The organism is Providencia sp. UF-224, assembly GCF_058245955.1.
Map to the genome: position 1 here is coordinate 1 of NZ_JBSICC010000009.1, position 14848 is coordinate 14848.

11 protein-coding genes and 1 tRNA gene are annotated in these 14848 nt (G+C 39.0%); 7 read left to right on the plus strand and 5 right to left on the minus strand.

Annotation, left to right across the window (positions count from 1 at the left end):
* Window positions 1–322: 322 nt before the first annotated feature.
* Window positions 323–1834: a leucyl aminopeptidase gene (gene pepA, locus AC4IFO_RS10435; RefSeq protein WP_219244848.1), complete on the minus strand. Its 1512-nt coding sequence runs from the start codon at window positions 1832–1834 to the stop codon at window positions 323–325.
* A gap of 339 nt (window positions 1835–2173) precedes the next feature.
* On the opposite strand from pepA, the gene lptF reads away from it, so the two are divergent.
* Together lptF and lptG are read left to right on the plus strand one after the other, a co-directional pair.
* Window positions 2174–3271 carry an LPS export ABC transporter permease LptF gene (lptF, locus tag AC4IFO_RS10440; protein WP_490734116.1) on the plus strand — a complete coding sequence of 366 codons (1098 nt, stop codon included), beginning with the start codon at window positions 2174–2176 and terminating at the stop codon, window positions 3269–3271.
* Complete coding sequence (gene lptG, locus AC4IFO_RS10445; protein WP_219244846.1) at window positions 3271–4347, plus strand: LPS export ABC transporter permease LptG; 1077 nt, start codon at window positions 3271–3273, stop codon at window positions 4345–4347. Before lptF ends, lptG begins: the two co-directional genes overlap by 1 nt.
* Window positions 4348–4402: 55 nt before the next feature.
* Here the strand turns inward: lptG and AC4IFO_RS10450 are convergent, their stop codons facing one another.
* Both AC4IFO_RS10450 and ampH read right to left on the minus strand, forming a co-directional pair.
* Window positions 4403–4906: a hypothetical protein gene (locus tag AC4IFO_RS10450; protein ID WP_490734119.1), complete on the minus strand. Its 504-nt coding sequence runs from the start codon at window positions 4904–4906 to the stop codon at window positions 4403–4405.
* A 198-nt stretch (window positions 4907–5104) separates the two neighbouring features.
* Window positions 5105–6328: a D-alanyl-D-alanine-carboxypeptidase/endopeptidase AmpH gene (gene ampH, locus AC4IFO_RS10455; RefSeq protein WP_490734121.1), complete on the minus strand. Its 1224-nt coding sequence runs from the start codon at window positions 6326–6328 to the stop codon at window positions 5105–5107.
* 17 nt (window positions 6329–6345) lie between these two features.
* Here ampH and AC4IFO_RS10460 point away from each other — a divergent pair, with 17 nt between their 5' ends.
* The 4 genes from AC4IFO_RS10460 to AC4IFO_RS10475 all read left to right on the plus strand — a co-directional run bounded on the left by AC4IFO_RS10460 (window position 6346) and on the right by AC4IFO_RS10475 (window position 9422).
* On the plus strand, window positions 6346–6501 hold the full coding sequence (locus tag AC4IFO_RS10460) for a hypothetical protein (RefSeq protein WP_273839056.1): 156 nt from the start codon (window positions 6346–6348) through the stop codon (window positions 6499–6501).
* A 244-nt stretch (window positions 6502–6745) separates the two neighbouring features.
* A tRNA-Leu gene (locus AC4IFO_RS10465) sits at window positions 6746–6830 on the plus strand.
* Between the two features lie 197 nt (window positions 6831–7027).
* Window positions 7028–8278 carry a tyrosine-type recombinase/integrase gene (locus AC4IFO_RS10470; protein ID WP_490734124.1) on the plus strand — a complete coding sequence of 417 codons (1251 nt, stop codon included), beginning with the start codon at window positions 7028–7030 and terminating at the stop codon, window positions 8276–8278.
* Between the two features lie 40 nt (window positions 8279–8318).
* Window positions 8319–9422 carry a PDDEXK-like family protein gene (locus AC4IFO_RS10475; RefSeq protein WP_490734126.1) on the plus strand — a complete coding sequence of 368 codons (1104 nt, stop codon included), beginning with the start codon at window positions 8319–8321 and terminating at the stop codon, window positions 9420–9422.
* Between the two features lie 151 nt (window positions 9423–9573).
* Here the strand turns inward: AC4IFO_RS10475 and AC4IFO_RS10480 are convergent, their stop codons facing one another.
* The gene (locus AC4IFO_RS10480) at window positions 9574–11337 is read right to left on the minus strand and encodes an MvaI/BcnI family restriction endonuclease (protein ID WP_490734128.1); all 1764 of its coding nucleotides are present in this window, start codon (window positions 11335–11337) and stop codon (window positions 9574–9576) included.
* Between the two features lie 275 nt (window positions 11338–11612).
* Between AC4IFO_RS10480 and AC4IFO_RS10485 the strand changes: the two genes are divergently transcribed.
* The gene (locus tag AC4IFO_RS10485; protein ID WP_490734130.1) at window positions 11613–13220 is read left to right on the plus strand and encodes a DNA cytosine methyltransferase; all 1608 of its coding nucleotides are present in this window, start codon (window positions 11613–11615) and stop codon (window positions 13218–13220) included.
* Between the two features lie 82 nt (window positions 13221–13302).
* On the opposite strand, the gene AC4IFO_RS10490 is transcribed toward AC4IFO_RS10485, so the two are convergent.
* Window positions 13303–14811, minus strand: a complete 1509-nt coding sequence (locus tag AC4IFO_RS10490; protein ID WP_490734132.1) for an SIR2 family protein — start codon at window positions 14809–14811, stop codon at window positions 13303–13305.
* Between the last annotated feature and the right edge of the window lie 37 nt (window positions 14812–14848).

A 14848-nucleotide genomic window follows, 5' to 3' on the forward strand; every position in this document is an offset into this window, starting at 1 on the left:
TTTGTAGGGGTGTTGGCTTCGCGCTTTCACCTTAGTCACATACTTTTGTATGCTCCTAAGGCCTCAAGCACTTGCCGCCTACCTACAAATTCAATTATTTAGGGTATAGCTAAAAGTGCCATACGTAAATTTGTAGGGGTGTTGGCAACGCTTTATTCAGCGGTCAGCGCAAGATTATATCTACGCTGAATTATATACTTTTTTATAGCTGCCTCAAAATGGCTTTATGCATGTAGCGAAAACCCAAAAAACAATATCCCGAATCGCTATTGCTCATCGGGATATTTTTACGGACAAGGTACTGCTAAGTCACTAAATGGGATTATTCGTCACCATTTAAGCCAGCACGGTTCAATAAGAACTGCGCTAACATAGAAACAGGGCGACCTGTTGCCCCTTTCGCTGCACCTGAACGCCATGCTGTTCCTGCGATATCAAGGTGCGCCCAGTTATATTTGGTCGCAAAACGAGACAGGAAGCAGCCCGCAGTGATAGCCCCAGCAGGACGACCACCGGTATTCGCTAAATCCGCAAAGTTCGGCGTGATTTGGTCAAAATACTCATCCGCTAACGGTAAGCGCCATGCACGGTCACCCGCTTGCTCAGATGCATTTAACAGCTCATGGGCTAGCGGATTGTGGTTCGACATCAAGCCTGTATAGTGGCTACCTAACGCAATCACACACGCACCTGTTAAGGTTGCGATATCGATAACTAATTCAGGGTCGAAACGCTCAACGTAGGTCAATGCATCACACAGCACTAAACGACCTTCCGCATCGGTATTTAACACTTCAACGGTTTGGCCTGACATGGTCGTAAGAATATCACCAGGGCGATAAGCACGGCCACCCGGCATGTTTTCACAGCCAGCCAGAACCCCAATCACGTTGATAGGCAGTTGTAACTCAGTGATAAAGCGCATCACACCGTAAACAGACGCGGCGCCGCACATATCGTATTTCATTTCATCCATGCCATCGGCAGGTTTGATTGAAATACCACCTGAGTCAAAGGTTAATCCTTTACCTAGCAGTACGATTGGTTTGCTATCTGGGTCTGGGTTGCCTTTATATTCCATGATGGACATCAGCGATTCATTTTGTGAACCTTGACCCACCGCCAGATAGGCATTCATACCCAGCTCTTTCATTTGCTCTTCACCGATCACACGAGTGGTCAGTTTGCTGTCTGAAAGGTCTGCTAATTGGCGCGCTTGAGACGCTAAATAACCCGCATTACAGATGTTTGGCGGCATATTGCTCAAGTCTTTAGCGGCTTTAACACCCGAGGCGATAGCCAGACCGTGAGAAATTGCACGCTCACCGCTGGTCAGTTCACGGCGTGTTGGTACATTAAACACCAATTTACGCAGTGGACGGCGATGTTCTGTTTTATTACTTTTCAGTTGATCAAACACATACAGCGATTCTTTTGCTGTTTCGACGGCTTGACGGACTTTCCAGTAGTTATTGCGGCCTTTTACATGTAATTCAGTTAGGAAGCACACTGCTTCCATTGAGCCTGTTTCATTCAGCGTACTGATTGTCTTCTGAATAATTTGTTTAAATTGACGCTCGTCTAATTCGCGTTCTTTACCGCAACCGATAAGTAGAATGCGTTCAGACAGAACGTTAGGCACATGATGGAGTAGCAGGGATTGACCTACTTTACCTTCAAGTTCGCCACGGCGCAGCAGGGCGCTGATATAACCGTCACTGATTTTGTCCAACTGTTCAGCAATTGGGGACAGACGGCGTGGTTCAAAGACACCGACAACGATACATGCGCTGCGTTGTTTCTCCGGGCTACCACTTTTTACACTAAACTCCATGCGTTCTCCTGAATCTTAAAGACAAAGGCCGATGCTCCCGCTAAAATTAGCGTTTCGCATGATCTACCTCATAGAGAATAAACTCTTTATGTTAAACTAACCATCTATACGCGAAATAACTCACGTTGTATGCTGTTTACCGCGAAACAACGTGAAGTATGGCAAGTATATCTGGTTTCACGAATATTAAGCATGTTCTGATATTTCAATCAGTATAGAGAATGCTTTTATATCATTCTAGCCATACAATAAACCAGAGTATATGTTAGTAAATGGCAGACATTTAACGAACTTAGCCATTTTCTTCCCAAAAGACAAGTTTTCACAGGCGTAATAAGCGTGATCATTATTAGATATTTGGTACGGGAAACCCTGAAAAGTCAGTTAGCCATACTTTTTGTATTGATGCTAATCTTTTTTAGCCAGAAGTCGATAGACATTCTGGGCGCAGCTGTTCAGGGCAATATTCCCTCAAACTTAGTACTTCCTTTGTTGGGGTTAGGTGTGCCCGAAATGGCGCAGCTTATCTTGCCTTTAAGCCTATTTCTTGGGCTATTGATGACATACAGTAAACTTTACACTGAAAGCGAAATTACGGTGATGCATGCCTGTGGTTTGGGCAAAAGTGTGTTAGTCAAAGCCGCGTTAGTCCTTGCCGCAATCACAGCGATGGTCGCGATTGCCAATATTACATGGATGCTGCCGTGGTCATCGCAATATCAAGAACAAGTGCTGGCAGATGCGAAAGCAAATCCAGGCCTTGCGGCGATGGTAGAAGGGCAGTTTAAAACCACCAAAGATGGCAACTATGTGCTGTATATTGGTGATGTTAAGGGCAGTAATTTCAAAAATGTTTTTCTTGCCCAATTACGCGCAGCGAATGAACAACGTCCTTCTGTCGTCGTCGCAGATAGCGGCTACATGAAAGAAGACCCAGATGGTCGCCAAGTGGTTGTTCTTAATGAAGGAACACGCTACGAAGGAACTGCATTATTGCGTGATTTCCGTATTACAGATTTTGTGAATTACCAAGCGATTGTAGACCACCAATCAGGAGAAACCCGCAATGACCGTGTTGAGCAAAAGAACATGCTGCAACTGTGGGATGAAAATACCCCAGAGGTGAATGCGGAGTTTCACTGGCGTTTAACGATAGTGTTCTCTGTGGTGGTTATGGCCTTGATGGTCGTGCCATTAAGTGAAGTGAACCCGCGTCAAGGGCGCGTGCTCAGTATGTTGCCTGCAATGTTGCTGTATCTCATTTTCTTCTTACTGCAAAGTACGTTGCGTAATAGTGCTGATAAAGGCGATCTTGACCCGCGTTATACCATGTGGGCGGTGAATTTAGGCTACTTGGTCTTGGCGGTGATCCTCAACGCGTGGAACACTGTCCCAATGCGCCGTATGCGTCTTAAACTGAGTAAAGGGGCTGCTTGATGTTTGGAGTTTTAGATAGATATATCGGGCGAACCATCCTAAATTCCATTTTGGTGACGCTATTTTTATTGGTTTCGCTGTCTGGGATCATTAAATTTGTCGAGCAGCTTCGCAAAGTGGGTGATGGTGATTACACCGCACTCAGTGCAGGCGTTTTCACCTTACTGACCGTACCAAAAGATATCGATATTTTCTTTCCGATGGCGGCATTGTTAGGTGCCTTAATGGGGCTAGGTGCACTGGCTTCGCGGAGTGAACTGGTGGTGATGCAAGCCTCTGGTTTTACGCGTTTGCAAATCGCCCTGTCCGTGATGAAAACCGCAATCCCATTGGTGATTGTGGCGATGTTTATCGGTGAGTGGGTCGCGCCTGCGGGTGAACAGTGGGCTCGAAATTATCGCGCAGAAAAAATTGTTGGTAATTCATTAGTGGTGACTGACGAAGGGATGTGGGCGAAAGATGGTCGTGATTTCATTCATATTCAGCGTATCAATAACTCAACATCTATCCAAGACGTTTCTATCTATCGCTTTGATGAACAACAAAAATTAAAATCGGTTATGTTTGCTTCAAGTGGTGAATACGATACAGCGAATCAGCAGTGGGTATTATCACAAGTGGATGAATCGATTTTAAGCAGCGAGAAAAAAATCACAGGTTCACAACGGCTTACTGTTGATTGGAAAACCAACTTGACCCCCGAAAAACTGGGGATTGTCTCTCTGAATGCGGACTCGCTATCAATTCGTGGGCTGTATCAATACGTCTCATACTTAAAAGAGAGCGGCCAAGTGGCGGCGGTGTATGAGCTGAGTTTATGGAAAAAAATCTTAGCTCCGCTATCTGCGGCGGTGATGATGTTAATGGCAGTTTCCTTTATTTTCGGGCCATTACGTACAGTACCTATGGGAGTGCGAGTAGTATCAGGGATTGTTGGCGGCTTCTTATTTTACGTGCTAAACCAAGGGTTTGGTAACTGGAGCCTTGTCTATTCAGTTCCACCGATTATTGCTGCTATATTACCGAGTTTACTGTTCTTAATTGTCAGTATCGTCTTGTTAGTTAAAAGAAAATAATTATTTTATTGTTGATAAAAGGCTGTGATCCTTCAGGTATCACAGCCTTTTTCGTTTATTGCCACTTACTCAGAAAATAATTACCCAAATTGCTGATGATTTCGAGCAATTTAGTTTGTGGCCGAAATAAGATGTATTGCTGCTTATTTCCTTCCGTTGCACTGATATATTCCCCTTTAACACCAATAACGTTCGAGCCGCTTCTATTGGCTAATTGCTGCGCATAAGAGAAAAATCCGCCATTGGCAGTATAGGATTGCTGAATAGTGTAGGCATTTTTTCGTTCTATTTTTGCAAATTCATTCCAGACTTGCTGGCGTGTATCGCTAACCAGTTGCTTATATTCCTTTGTGTCTTCCAACTTAATTTTATTTGTTTTTAACGGGGGATAATCTAACTGGCTTAGGTCTATCTCAATATTGTCGGGCTTTTTAGGGGTAGGAAAAGCACTTTGGTGATTATGGATTTTTCTGAGCTGTTGCACTAATTCGGAGACTTTTTCTTGTTTAGTGGGGCTGGGGCGAAGTACGTGAGCTAATAAAAAAGAAGCGACTTTCATCTTAAATCCTGTCTTTGTAGCCGAAGAGGGTTTAAGAATATCGTTTAGGTTGGGCGAGGTATTACACAAAGCGCTGAAAGGAAAAACAGCCTGAACGGGTCAGGCTGTTGTTGCAATTAATGTAAGAACGCGGGTAAATCCACGTTTTAGAGTAGGGGTATAGCTCGCCATTGCCTGTAAAGCGTCGACGGTACCCTTTCAATGTTTCCCATACGCATGGTTAGATGAAAGAGAAGCAACTAAATCATTAACTCCAACCGTTAACTTACTAAATTTACTGCTATCTTTGCGTGTCATCACTACAAAAACGCCGATATTTTGCTGTGGGATCATCGCCATATAGGTATTAAACCCACCACCACCGCCGGTTTTTTGGTAAATGCCGGGGATGCCATTTTTCGGTTTCATATAAACCCAACCTAGACCTAACCCGTCAGCGTGACCAGCAACATCCATCCCTTTAATTTCTAAAAGCTTTTCGCGAGGGAAATAAATACCCTGTTCACGCGCTGCGGTCGCTTTACGCAAATTAGTGTCAGTGGATAAAAATTGTTGCATCCATTTTTGCATATCCGCTGGCGTTGAATACACACCACCACTGCCAGCGGCCGCAAGGGTATTATGGCAAGGGCTTGGTTTCGTGCCTTCCATTAAACGAGCACATTGTGCATTACTTGGCGTATAAGTGGTGTCCGTCATCTTCGCAGGTGAGGTCACATAGTGGCTAAATAATTGCGGATATGGCTGTCCTGTCGCTTTTACCATCGCATCCGCCAGTAAATCGTAAGCAAGGTTGGAATAGGAGGCTTCAGTTCCTGGGGTCGCATCCAACTTGCCTGTTTTTAGCCATGTCCAGCGGTTATCTTGTGTCGGCCAAATAAACACAGGTCGACCCCATTTTCCACCGGGCTGTTCACGGGGTAAACCACTGGTGTGGCTAGCAAGATGATACAGGCGGATAGGTTGTCCACTGGCGTTATCAGGTACGGTAACACCTTGATAAGCGTACTGTTGTAATGGATCAGTGATCAGCAGTTTTTTGTCTTGCTCAAGCTTAATGAGTATTTCGCTTGTCATTAATTTGGTCACTGATGCGATACGAATTAATGAATTAGGGCCGGGTTTTTTCCCATTACCTGGCGCGGTTTCCCCATAATAACGAGATAGCGTTTGGTTATTATCAATCACGATAATCGCCATACCTCGTGCATCACTTTCATTAAAAATACGATTAGCATATAAATCGACAATCTTAGCGACGCGCTCGTAAGTCCTTCTATCTCCCTCAAAAACCTGCCAATCTGAGGATTCAACATCATTACCTTGTAAAAACTTAGGTGTTTTCTCTGTCTTGGTTGAACATGCCATTAAAGCAAGGGACAACGCGGATACAGACAGGATTTTTAGAAATGATTTCTTCATGTTTGGAGCCAGCCGATATGATTGTTTGCAAGTGGCTTTTCAGCCAATCTTATTTTTTCTTAGCGAAAATTCGCATTATTGCACCAATTAAGATGCCAATAACGACCCCTGTCGCTATCCACCCAACAAAACCCATGATAAAGCCTTTCAACATTGCATTAGATTGCGGTTAAACTAACAAAAATAATAGTCTATCGCTAGCCACCCAAGCATGGATACGATAAAAATAATTAGCAAAAAACTAACATACTCATTAATCAATATATAAACAAAAGAAGCTTTCCTACTCGATCCCAATATTATTGTTCAATATGCTTTATTTTTAATCGAACAATCACCTCCAGCACGAATAAGTGTTGCCAGTGGACACAAGGCAAGTATAATGGCAGCGTTTTCCAAGAAACACATCACTTCAGTGCCGGAGTGGCGGAATTGGTAGACGCAGTTGATTCAAAATCAACCGCCTTCGGGTGTGCCGGTTCGAGTCCGGCCTTCGGCACCATAAGAACATCAAGAGACGTCAACGGACGTCTTTTTTTGTATTTAAAATCCAGTGTTTGCAAGGTTCCTCTCGCATTTTAACTCTACCAACGTATACTCAACTCAACCGACATCAAGTTAATGATGTGGGTACATTTGCGGGTATATGCCGATTCGATAAAGTTTTGTACCCGCAATTCGGCTGCGAGGATAGTTAAAATGGCACTTTCCGATACTAAGGTTCGTTCTGCAAAATCTGAAGATAAAGCATATAAGCTGACAGATGGTAACGGACTATTTCTTCTGGTTCATCCTAATGGCTCTAAATATTGGCGCTTCCGTTATCGCTTTGGCGGTAAAGAAAAGATGTTAGCATTTGGCGTGTATCCTGATGTCTCCCTAGCGAATGCTCGCGAAAAACGAGATGAAGCAAGAAAGCTTGTCGCCAGTGGGGTAGACCCTAGTGAGAAACGCAAAGAAGTGAAAGAAGAGCAACAAAAGGAATTTAATATCTTTGAGAAAGTCGCTCGTGATTGGCATGCGACCAATAAGAAGTGGTCAGAAGGTCATAGCCATCGAGTCCTCAAAAGCCTTGAGGACAATATCTTTGTTGCTATTGGTAAACGCAATATTACCGAACTGAAAACTCGTGACCTACTCGAACCGATTAAAGCCGTAGAGATGTCTGGACGTCTTGAAGTGGCAGCACGTTTACAACAGCGTGTAACAGCCATCATGCGCTATGCAGTACAAAGTGGTTTAATCGACTATAACCCAGCCCAAGATATGGCTGGCGCAGTTGCTACTGGTAAACGAGTCCATAGAGCCGCATTAGAGCTTAAACGCCTACCTGAGTTCTTACAAGGCATCGATGATTATAAGGGAAGACCTTTAACTAAACTTGCAGTCAAACTTACCTTGTTAGTCTTCATTCGTTCCAGTGAGCTGCGCTTTGCTCGTTGGGATGAAATCGATTTTGAAAATGCCATGTGGACGATCCCCGCTGAACGCGAAGCGATAGAAGGGGTTAAGCACTCCCATCGCGGATCAAAAATGCGCACTACTCATTTAGTCCCTTTAAGCCGACAAGCCATTGAGATCTTAAAACAGATCTATCAGTTCAGTGGCAACCACGAACTGATCTTTATCGGCGATCACAATCCTAGAAAACCTATGAGTGAAAACACGGTTAACAATGCATTACGTGTGATGGGTTACGACACTAAGACAGAAGTGTGTGGTCATGGTTTCAGAACAATGGCGTGTAGCTCGTTAATTGAGTCGGGGCTATGGTCGAAGGATGCAGTAGAAAGGCAGATGAGCCACCAAGAACGTAACTCAGTGAGGGCTGCTTATATTCATAAGGCAGAGCATATTGAGGAAAGACGGCTGATGGTGCAATGGTGGGCTGATTATCTGGATGCGAATAGGGAAAGACATGTGGGGGCGTTTGGGTTTGGGAAAAGATAGATTAATTTATGTCTGAATTTAATTTCAAGGAAGGTTGAATGTGAATAATTATGAAGAAATAAAATCATTTCTTGATGAATTGAACCAATATAATCAAGTCGTAGATAAAGAAACATCTATCTTTTGCATCGGTAGCCGGGGGTATTATGAAAATCCGACAACTGATATTCTTGCATTTTTTCTCGATGATAATGAATCTCATGGCTTAGGTGCATTGGTTATTGAAGCATTAGTTGCTATTTTACCTGATGAATATAAAAAAATAGACTGCTCTCTGATTTCACCTCCAGAGCGTGAAATCAGAACTAAAACGGGTAAAAGAATAGATTTGTTACTAGAGAATCAGCAGTGGATTATGGTGATTGAAAATAAAATTTTTCATGAACAAAATAACCCATTTAAAGATTATGAAAATCATGTTTCAAAAAAAAATGATTCTCATAACAAAAAAAGTATTTTCATTATTTTGTCACCATCAGGGAGTGTTTCACAAAAGAATCCAAAATGGATTGGAATAAGTTATGCTACCTTAATTAATTCTATTAAGGATAAGCTCTCGTGCTACTTTATTTCAGAACCACTAAATAAATGGGTGATTTTGCTTCGTGAATTTATTTTACACTTGGAAAATATAATGAGTAAGCCAGAAGTTTCAGATGAAAATATAAATTTTATCTTGTCTAATTTAGCTAAAATAAAGCAAGCACAAAACATGCAAGATAAAGTATTGAAAGCATATAAAGATCAATTGCATAAAGCTTTGTCTGTGAAGCTTAATGCTGAATTATACTCAGTTATTGTTCATTGGCACGGCTATCCAGCAATCAGATTTGCATTAAAGGGATGGCCCACTGATTCTGATGTAGTTCTGTTTTTAGACTCACGAAAAGGAAAGTCGTTTTGTATTAATTATTATTCTAGTGTTGTTAATGATACTCAACGTAAAGTAGCAGATGAGCATTTCAAAGAGGAAGACTGTACAGATATATGGAATGAACTGAAGGGTACTTATCGTTGCTACAAAGCTCATTTTACAGAAGAAGAATTAGAAAATTTCGATCAAGATGTAGCTCTGAAAAAATTAGCACATAAATTGGATCTAATGGATAGATTTGAGAAAGAAAAAAGACCAAAATTGCTCTAACAAAGCTATATTCATTATAATTATTTATCGATTAGGTAATTTATAACTTGATAATAAACATTATAGAATGGTTTAATCGTTGAGGGAAATCTCAACGATTATTAATTTTAAATATTTTTTGATTAAAGTTAGGTTTTAAATTTTAAAAAAATTATTTTAATTCTAGTGCTTTTTCTCTATTAATAAATCCAGAACTACCACAAGTAGAGCATTCTAATGTAATATTTCCCCTACAATCGGGACATTTAAATTCATTATAATTAGCGAGATTGATATTTTTAACTTCAGTTATTTTTATTGACCCCATACCGTTACAAACAGGGCAATCCTCTTTAGCTAATCGACACTTACCATTACAAATAGGACATGTTGTTGTTGGTAGGTGTTCACTTATCTCTTTATTATTAGTGATAATAGATTTTTGAATCCCAGTATTTACAGTTAAATTGTACTTAACTGGCTCAGGGAAAATTAAGCCCAGATCTCTTGGATTAATTTTAAACAATGGCCCTTTTTCCGATACTGATACTCTACCGTTTTTGGCTGAACGTTTAATCAAATGGTCCATCGTTATGGTTCCATTTTCAAGCAAAGGCATTAATTGGTTCAAGAGGGGAGCTTTTGTATGAGTAACAGAAATTAGATGAAAATATTCAACGCCATCAATGAATTGACTTTTAGCTTCAATCCAAAATGTTTCCGAATGTTTTTCTTTTAACCGTTTGCGAAGTAGTTTGCCACTCCAACTTGCTACGTGCTCTTTAAATATATTTTTATCATCTTTATACTCAGCACACCATTCTTGTAAGATATCCTCTTCAACCTTGAATACTAATCCTTGGCTGTTAGGCTTTCGCGTACTAATGGTACAATAGAGCCTAAAATCATCTTCTCTGAAGTAACCAAATCTATCCAGAATCTCAGCACTTTTCTTATAGGGGCTTATTTCCCATTCAGCAACTTGAGCGAAAATAGTTGTTCTATTTTTTTCTGCATTACGCCCAGACTTTAGTTCAATGCCTTTATAATCTGGTAACTTACTTGAGTTTGCTTGAATACCTAATGCATCTTCAATAGACATACCTACTGCGGTATCACCAACATGTGTCGCTTTTATTGGCGTTTTTGCTAATTCTTTTAACTTGTTGAGTAATTCATTAGCAATAGCATTATTTTCGCTTAAGTAATTATCAACGAACTTTCTTAGCTGACTTGCTGTAGATTCCAGTTCTAAGGTCAGATTTACTGAACTTAGATCTATTAGATAGGCACAGTCATTATGAATAACAATAGCAATTTGTGCTCCGGCGAATGTGAAATGTTGAAGGCCGGGGAACCACATCCTTGGATCACCTTTTTTCGTTTTAGGGCGATATAAACTAACAGTGGTTGGTATCTGATTTTCAGATGTGAGTAAAAAGGCTGTTTTATTTATACCATATTCTTTCGCCCCTTGGCCTTGTTGCTCATAGTGATGAAAATTTGTTATTTCAAAGTGAGTTCTTACGACTTGGGTTGCATCTAATATCCCTTTTTTTAATCCTGTTTTAGTTGGTTCAAAAATAGAAAACTCGATAGCTAATTGTGCAAGAATTTTTTTATTATTGTTGACTCGTAATTTTGTTACTTCATCAATATCTTCAGTCCGTTCTTGCTGAAGTAATTGCTGGTCACTAGCATCTAAAACGACATCGGAGTCATCAACAAAAGCCTGAGATACATTAGGTGTAGGTGTTTTGATACTAGCATCATTATCACGGGCTTTAACTACAGCTTTCCAATTACCAAAGCAATTAAGCCTAGCAACAATTTCAAGTGCTTCAGTATGGGGTATATTTTTTTCTTTCTTGATTTCTTTTGCTTGTTTTTTAAGCTTTTCGAATTTTGACGCAGTAATACGTGGGGGTTGTGACATGTATAGCCTCTCTGTAATTGAGTTTCAGAAACAAATACATGCACCATTTCTTACTGCCCATAAATAAGTGATGCATAGATATTGAAACTTAAAAATTACAGAGAGGACTCGGAAGTCTTTGCGTGCTTGGGCTGAAGGCTTCTCTCTAAGCCATAAATGGACTCTATAATTTCAGAGAAACTCTGTCAATGAAATTGAAATTTAGGCCTGGACATTTCTAAATAATTCCTTTAGAATCTGTCAATTATTATCAATACTGTATATTTATATAGGCTATGAAAAAAGAAAATAAATTCAATCATATAGAGCTTTTCTCTGGGTGTGGGGGGCTTTCTCTAGGTCTTGAAAAAGCAGGATTTGAATTATTATTGGCTAATGAGTTATCGCCTATGGCGGCAGAAACATTTTCATATAACTTTTTTAATGAAGATTATCAAGATCTTGCTAAAAAAGATAAAAAGCCTAAACATTCATTTTGGATCAGTAGTAAGCATGAGAAGTTATTACCTCGGCTAAGAGAAAATCCATTTGAATACCCTGAATATGCAGATAAAAGTAGTATTACTGATATCCCCAAAAATATTAAAAGCTTGAAAGGTAATTTATTAATAGGGAATATCATTGAGTTAAACAAGCTTATTGAAAGTAAGGAAGGACTACGCCAAGCGTTAATATCAGGTTTTTCAGGTGGTGGTGTTGATCTTGTTTCTGGAGGCCCTCCATGCCAAGGTTTTAGTATGGCTGGATTACGGGAAAAAGATAGCGACAAAAATATGCTTCCTTGGGAATTTGCTAAGTTTGTTGAGTATGTGCAACCTAAAATTGCTGTTTTAGAGAATGTAACAGGGATCTTAAGGGCATTCAAAGATAGCGATGGAAAGCCCTTTTATGCTTGGTTTGAGGTTGCAAAAGCATTTGCTGAAAAAAAATATATTCCACTATGCTTACATGTGAACGCTAGGTTTGCAGGCGTCCCACAGAACAGACCTCGTTTTATCATGATAGCAATACGCTCTGATATATTTGAAGATATCAAAAGCTCTTTTGATAGTGAGAGCATTGATTATCAATTACTTTTTTCATCAGAGAAATTCTACAAACTTGTTCAAAATAACCCAGACAAAGCGGTCATGGGAACACTTGAATGTTATGACCCAGTGAAGAATATTTCGTTGTTTGAAGGTTCATTTTTGCACCATTTTATTGGTCATGAGCCTGTATCAGTCAAAGAAGCTTTAGATGATTTAAAACAAACATCTCCGACAAAATCATCGAAATTTGTTGAAAGCTTGAATGAAACATTCTCAACTGTATTGTTAGAGCATGAGAAGCTAAGTAACCACGACCATAGAAGTAATGGTTATCATGTTCAGCGTAGATTTCGGTTATACCAAGTTGTACAACAAAGCCAAAGTACAACGGTAAAGAAAGAAATATTCGATATATTGAAAGGTGATTCTTGCTCATTATCAGATGTAGTCTGGGAACAAGTAAAAGGCTATGAGTTTTTAAAAGATAACAACAAAATTGAATGTTTCGATTCAAAAGACAGTTTTATTGAATATTTACGAAATCACCCAACTAAGAAGCATTCACAAAAAGCGTTAGATCCTAATCAACCTGCGCCGGCGGCTTTATCGATACCTGATGATGCATGTCATTATGATAAAAATGAATTGAGGGTTCTCACGGTTAGAGAAATGGCAAGGATTCAGTCATTTCCTGATAACTTTGTATTTCGCTCAAAAGTGACTACTGGTGGGCAAATGCGTAAATTTGAAGTACCTCAATATACTCAGGTGGGAAATGCTGTGCCACCGTTACTAGGTTTGGCAATTGGTAAAGTGGTTACTGAGTTGCTTATTCAGCTAACTAAAAATTAACAAGTATACTTTAACCATTTGTTAATTAACCTTCCGGTTAAAATTTTTAAATAACCGCCACTATTTGGCGGTTATTTAGTAGTTACTGGTTTTTTTTATAGTCATAGGCACATAATATTCTTCTGTATCCAGTCCCTTTTTTATCAGGCATTAACTTTAAAGTGTTTTCAACTTCATCTAAATTAAGATTATTATTCCATGTGCCCCACATTATAGCATTAAGCTTATTGGCTCCCGTTATTGATTCATCATGATAAATTTCTTCTATATTAGTATGTTTTGTTTTTGCACTAATAGGCAAACGTTCTATATTATCTTTTATTTTTTTTAATTGTTGTTCTTTTAATGTTTCTGCTTTTTCAAGTTCTGGGTAAATTAAGTTGAAGCCATAAATAGGAAACCATTGAGAGCTGGCTATATTAATTTTATCTATTAGTCGAATTAATGGATGGTTCGATTCCTCAATTATTTCAAAATAGTCTGACATAAAGCTTGATGCATTTCTATGTTCATAACTGATTGATTTTCTAGAACCTATTACTAGAATTTTATCGTTATTATTAAGAGAGTCAATATCTTCAGTTATGTTAACTGTAACACTGCTGCCATCTTCTCTTGCACCAGAGTATATATCTTTTACAATACTTTGAACTTTTCTAATATCCATAGCTGAAACTGGTAAATTTAAACTAGACAATGATTTATAAATCTCATTGAAATCATCCGTTTTTAATTTATTTATTCGTATTGTTGAAAAACCTTCTAAATCTATATCATGCTCACTAATTTCATGTGAACTAGAGCCTTCACTGTATTCAACTAATAAAAAATTATGTCTGATTTTTTTTGCGTCATTTGAGTTTGGTTCAACATAAGTAAATATTGTTTTTAGTAAACTTTTAATATTATCATCACCAATTCCATATCCCATGAATATGATTGGGTTATGAATAAAAATAGAAAGTAACTGCGCACGTATTAATTCATACTTTTCATTGAATTTGGAGTAGTCATCATCGGTAATGATTATCTTAGATGGATCTGAACAACAACCATGAATTTTATAAACTGAACCATAAGGATTGCTTAATAATATATCATTTCCTACAAGAGGTTCAAAGCTAAATATACTTTCTATAAGAGAGTCGTAATTTGTTGTAATTACTGAACCTATATTTTTACGAATCTTTTTTAGCTCAGCTAGTTCTTCTTTTTTTTCTTCTTTATAGGAAAGTTTACTAACTAAATGTGAAATGTAAATTTTGAATCGACTAAGGCAGTTTTCTCGCTCCATTTCATGATAAAAAATATCATTGATTTCTTTGAACTTTCCATTCCTGTTATTTCCTAAATCTTTATTGAATTCATTTTCAAGCTTTGTTGCAATTTTTGTATAATCATATTTACCATTATCTTGGCACTCAGCTTTTATATCTAAATAGAACTCATTATTACCTTTCAGCTCAAATGAAATGAATTTTAACAATCCATCCCATGTAAAGGCATTATCTAGGTATCTTAGGCTCATACCTGCACCTATGAATAATACGGGGTGGTTACGGTATTGCCCTATAAATTCATTTATATTCATATATACCTCGGTCAATTATTTTTAGTACTATCCGTCA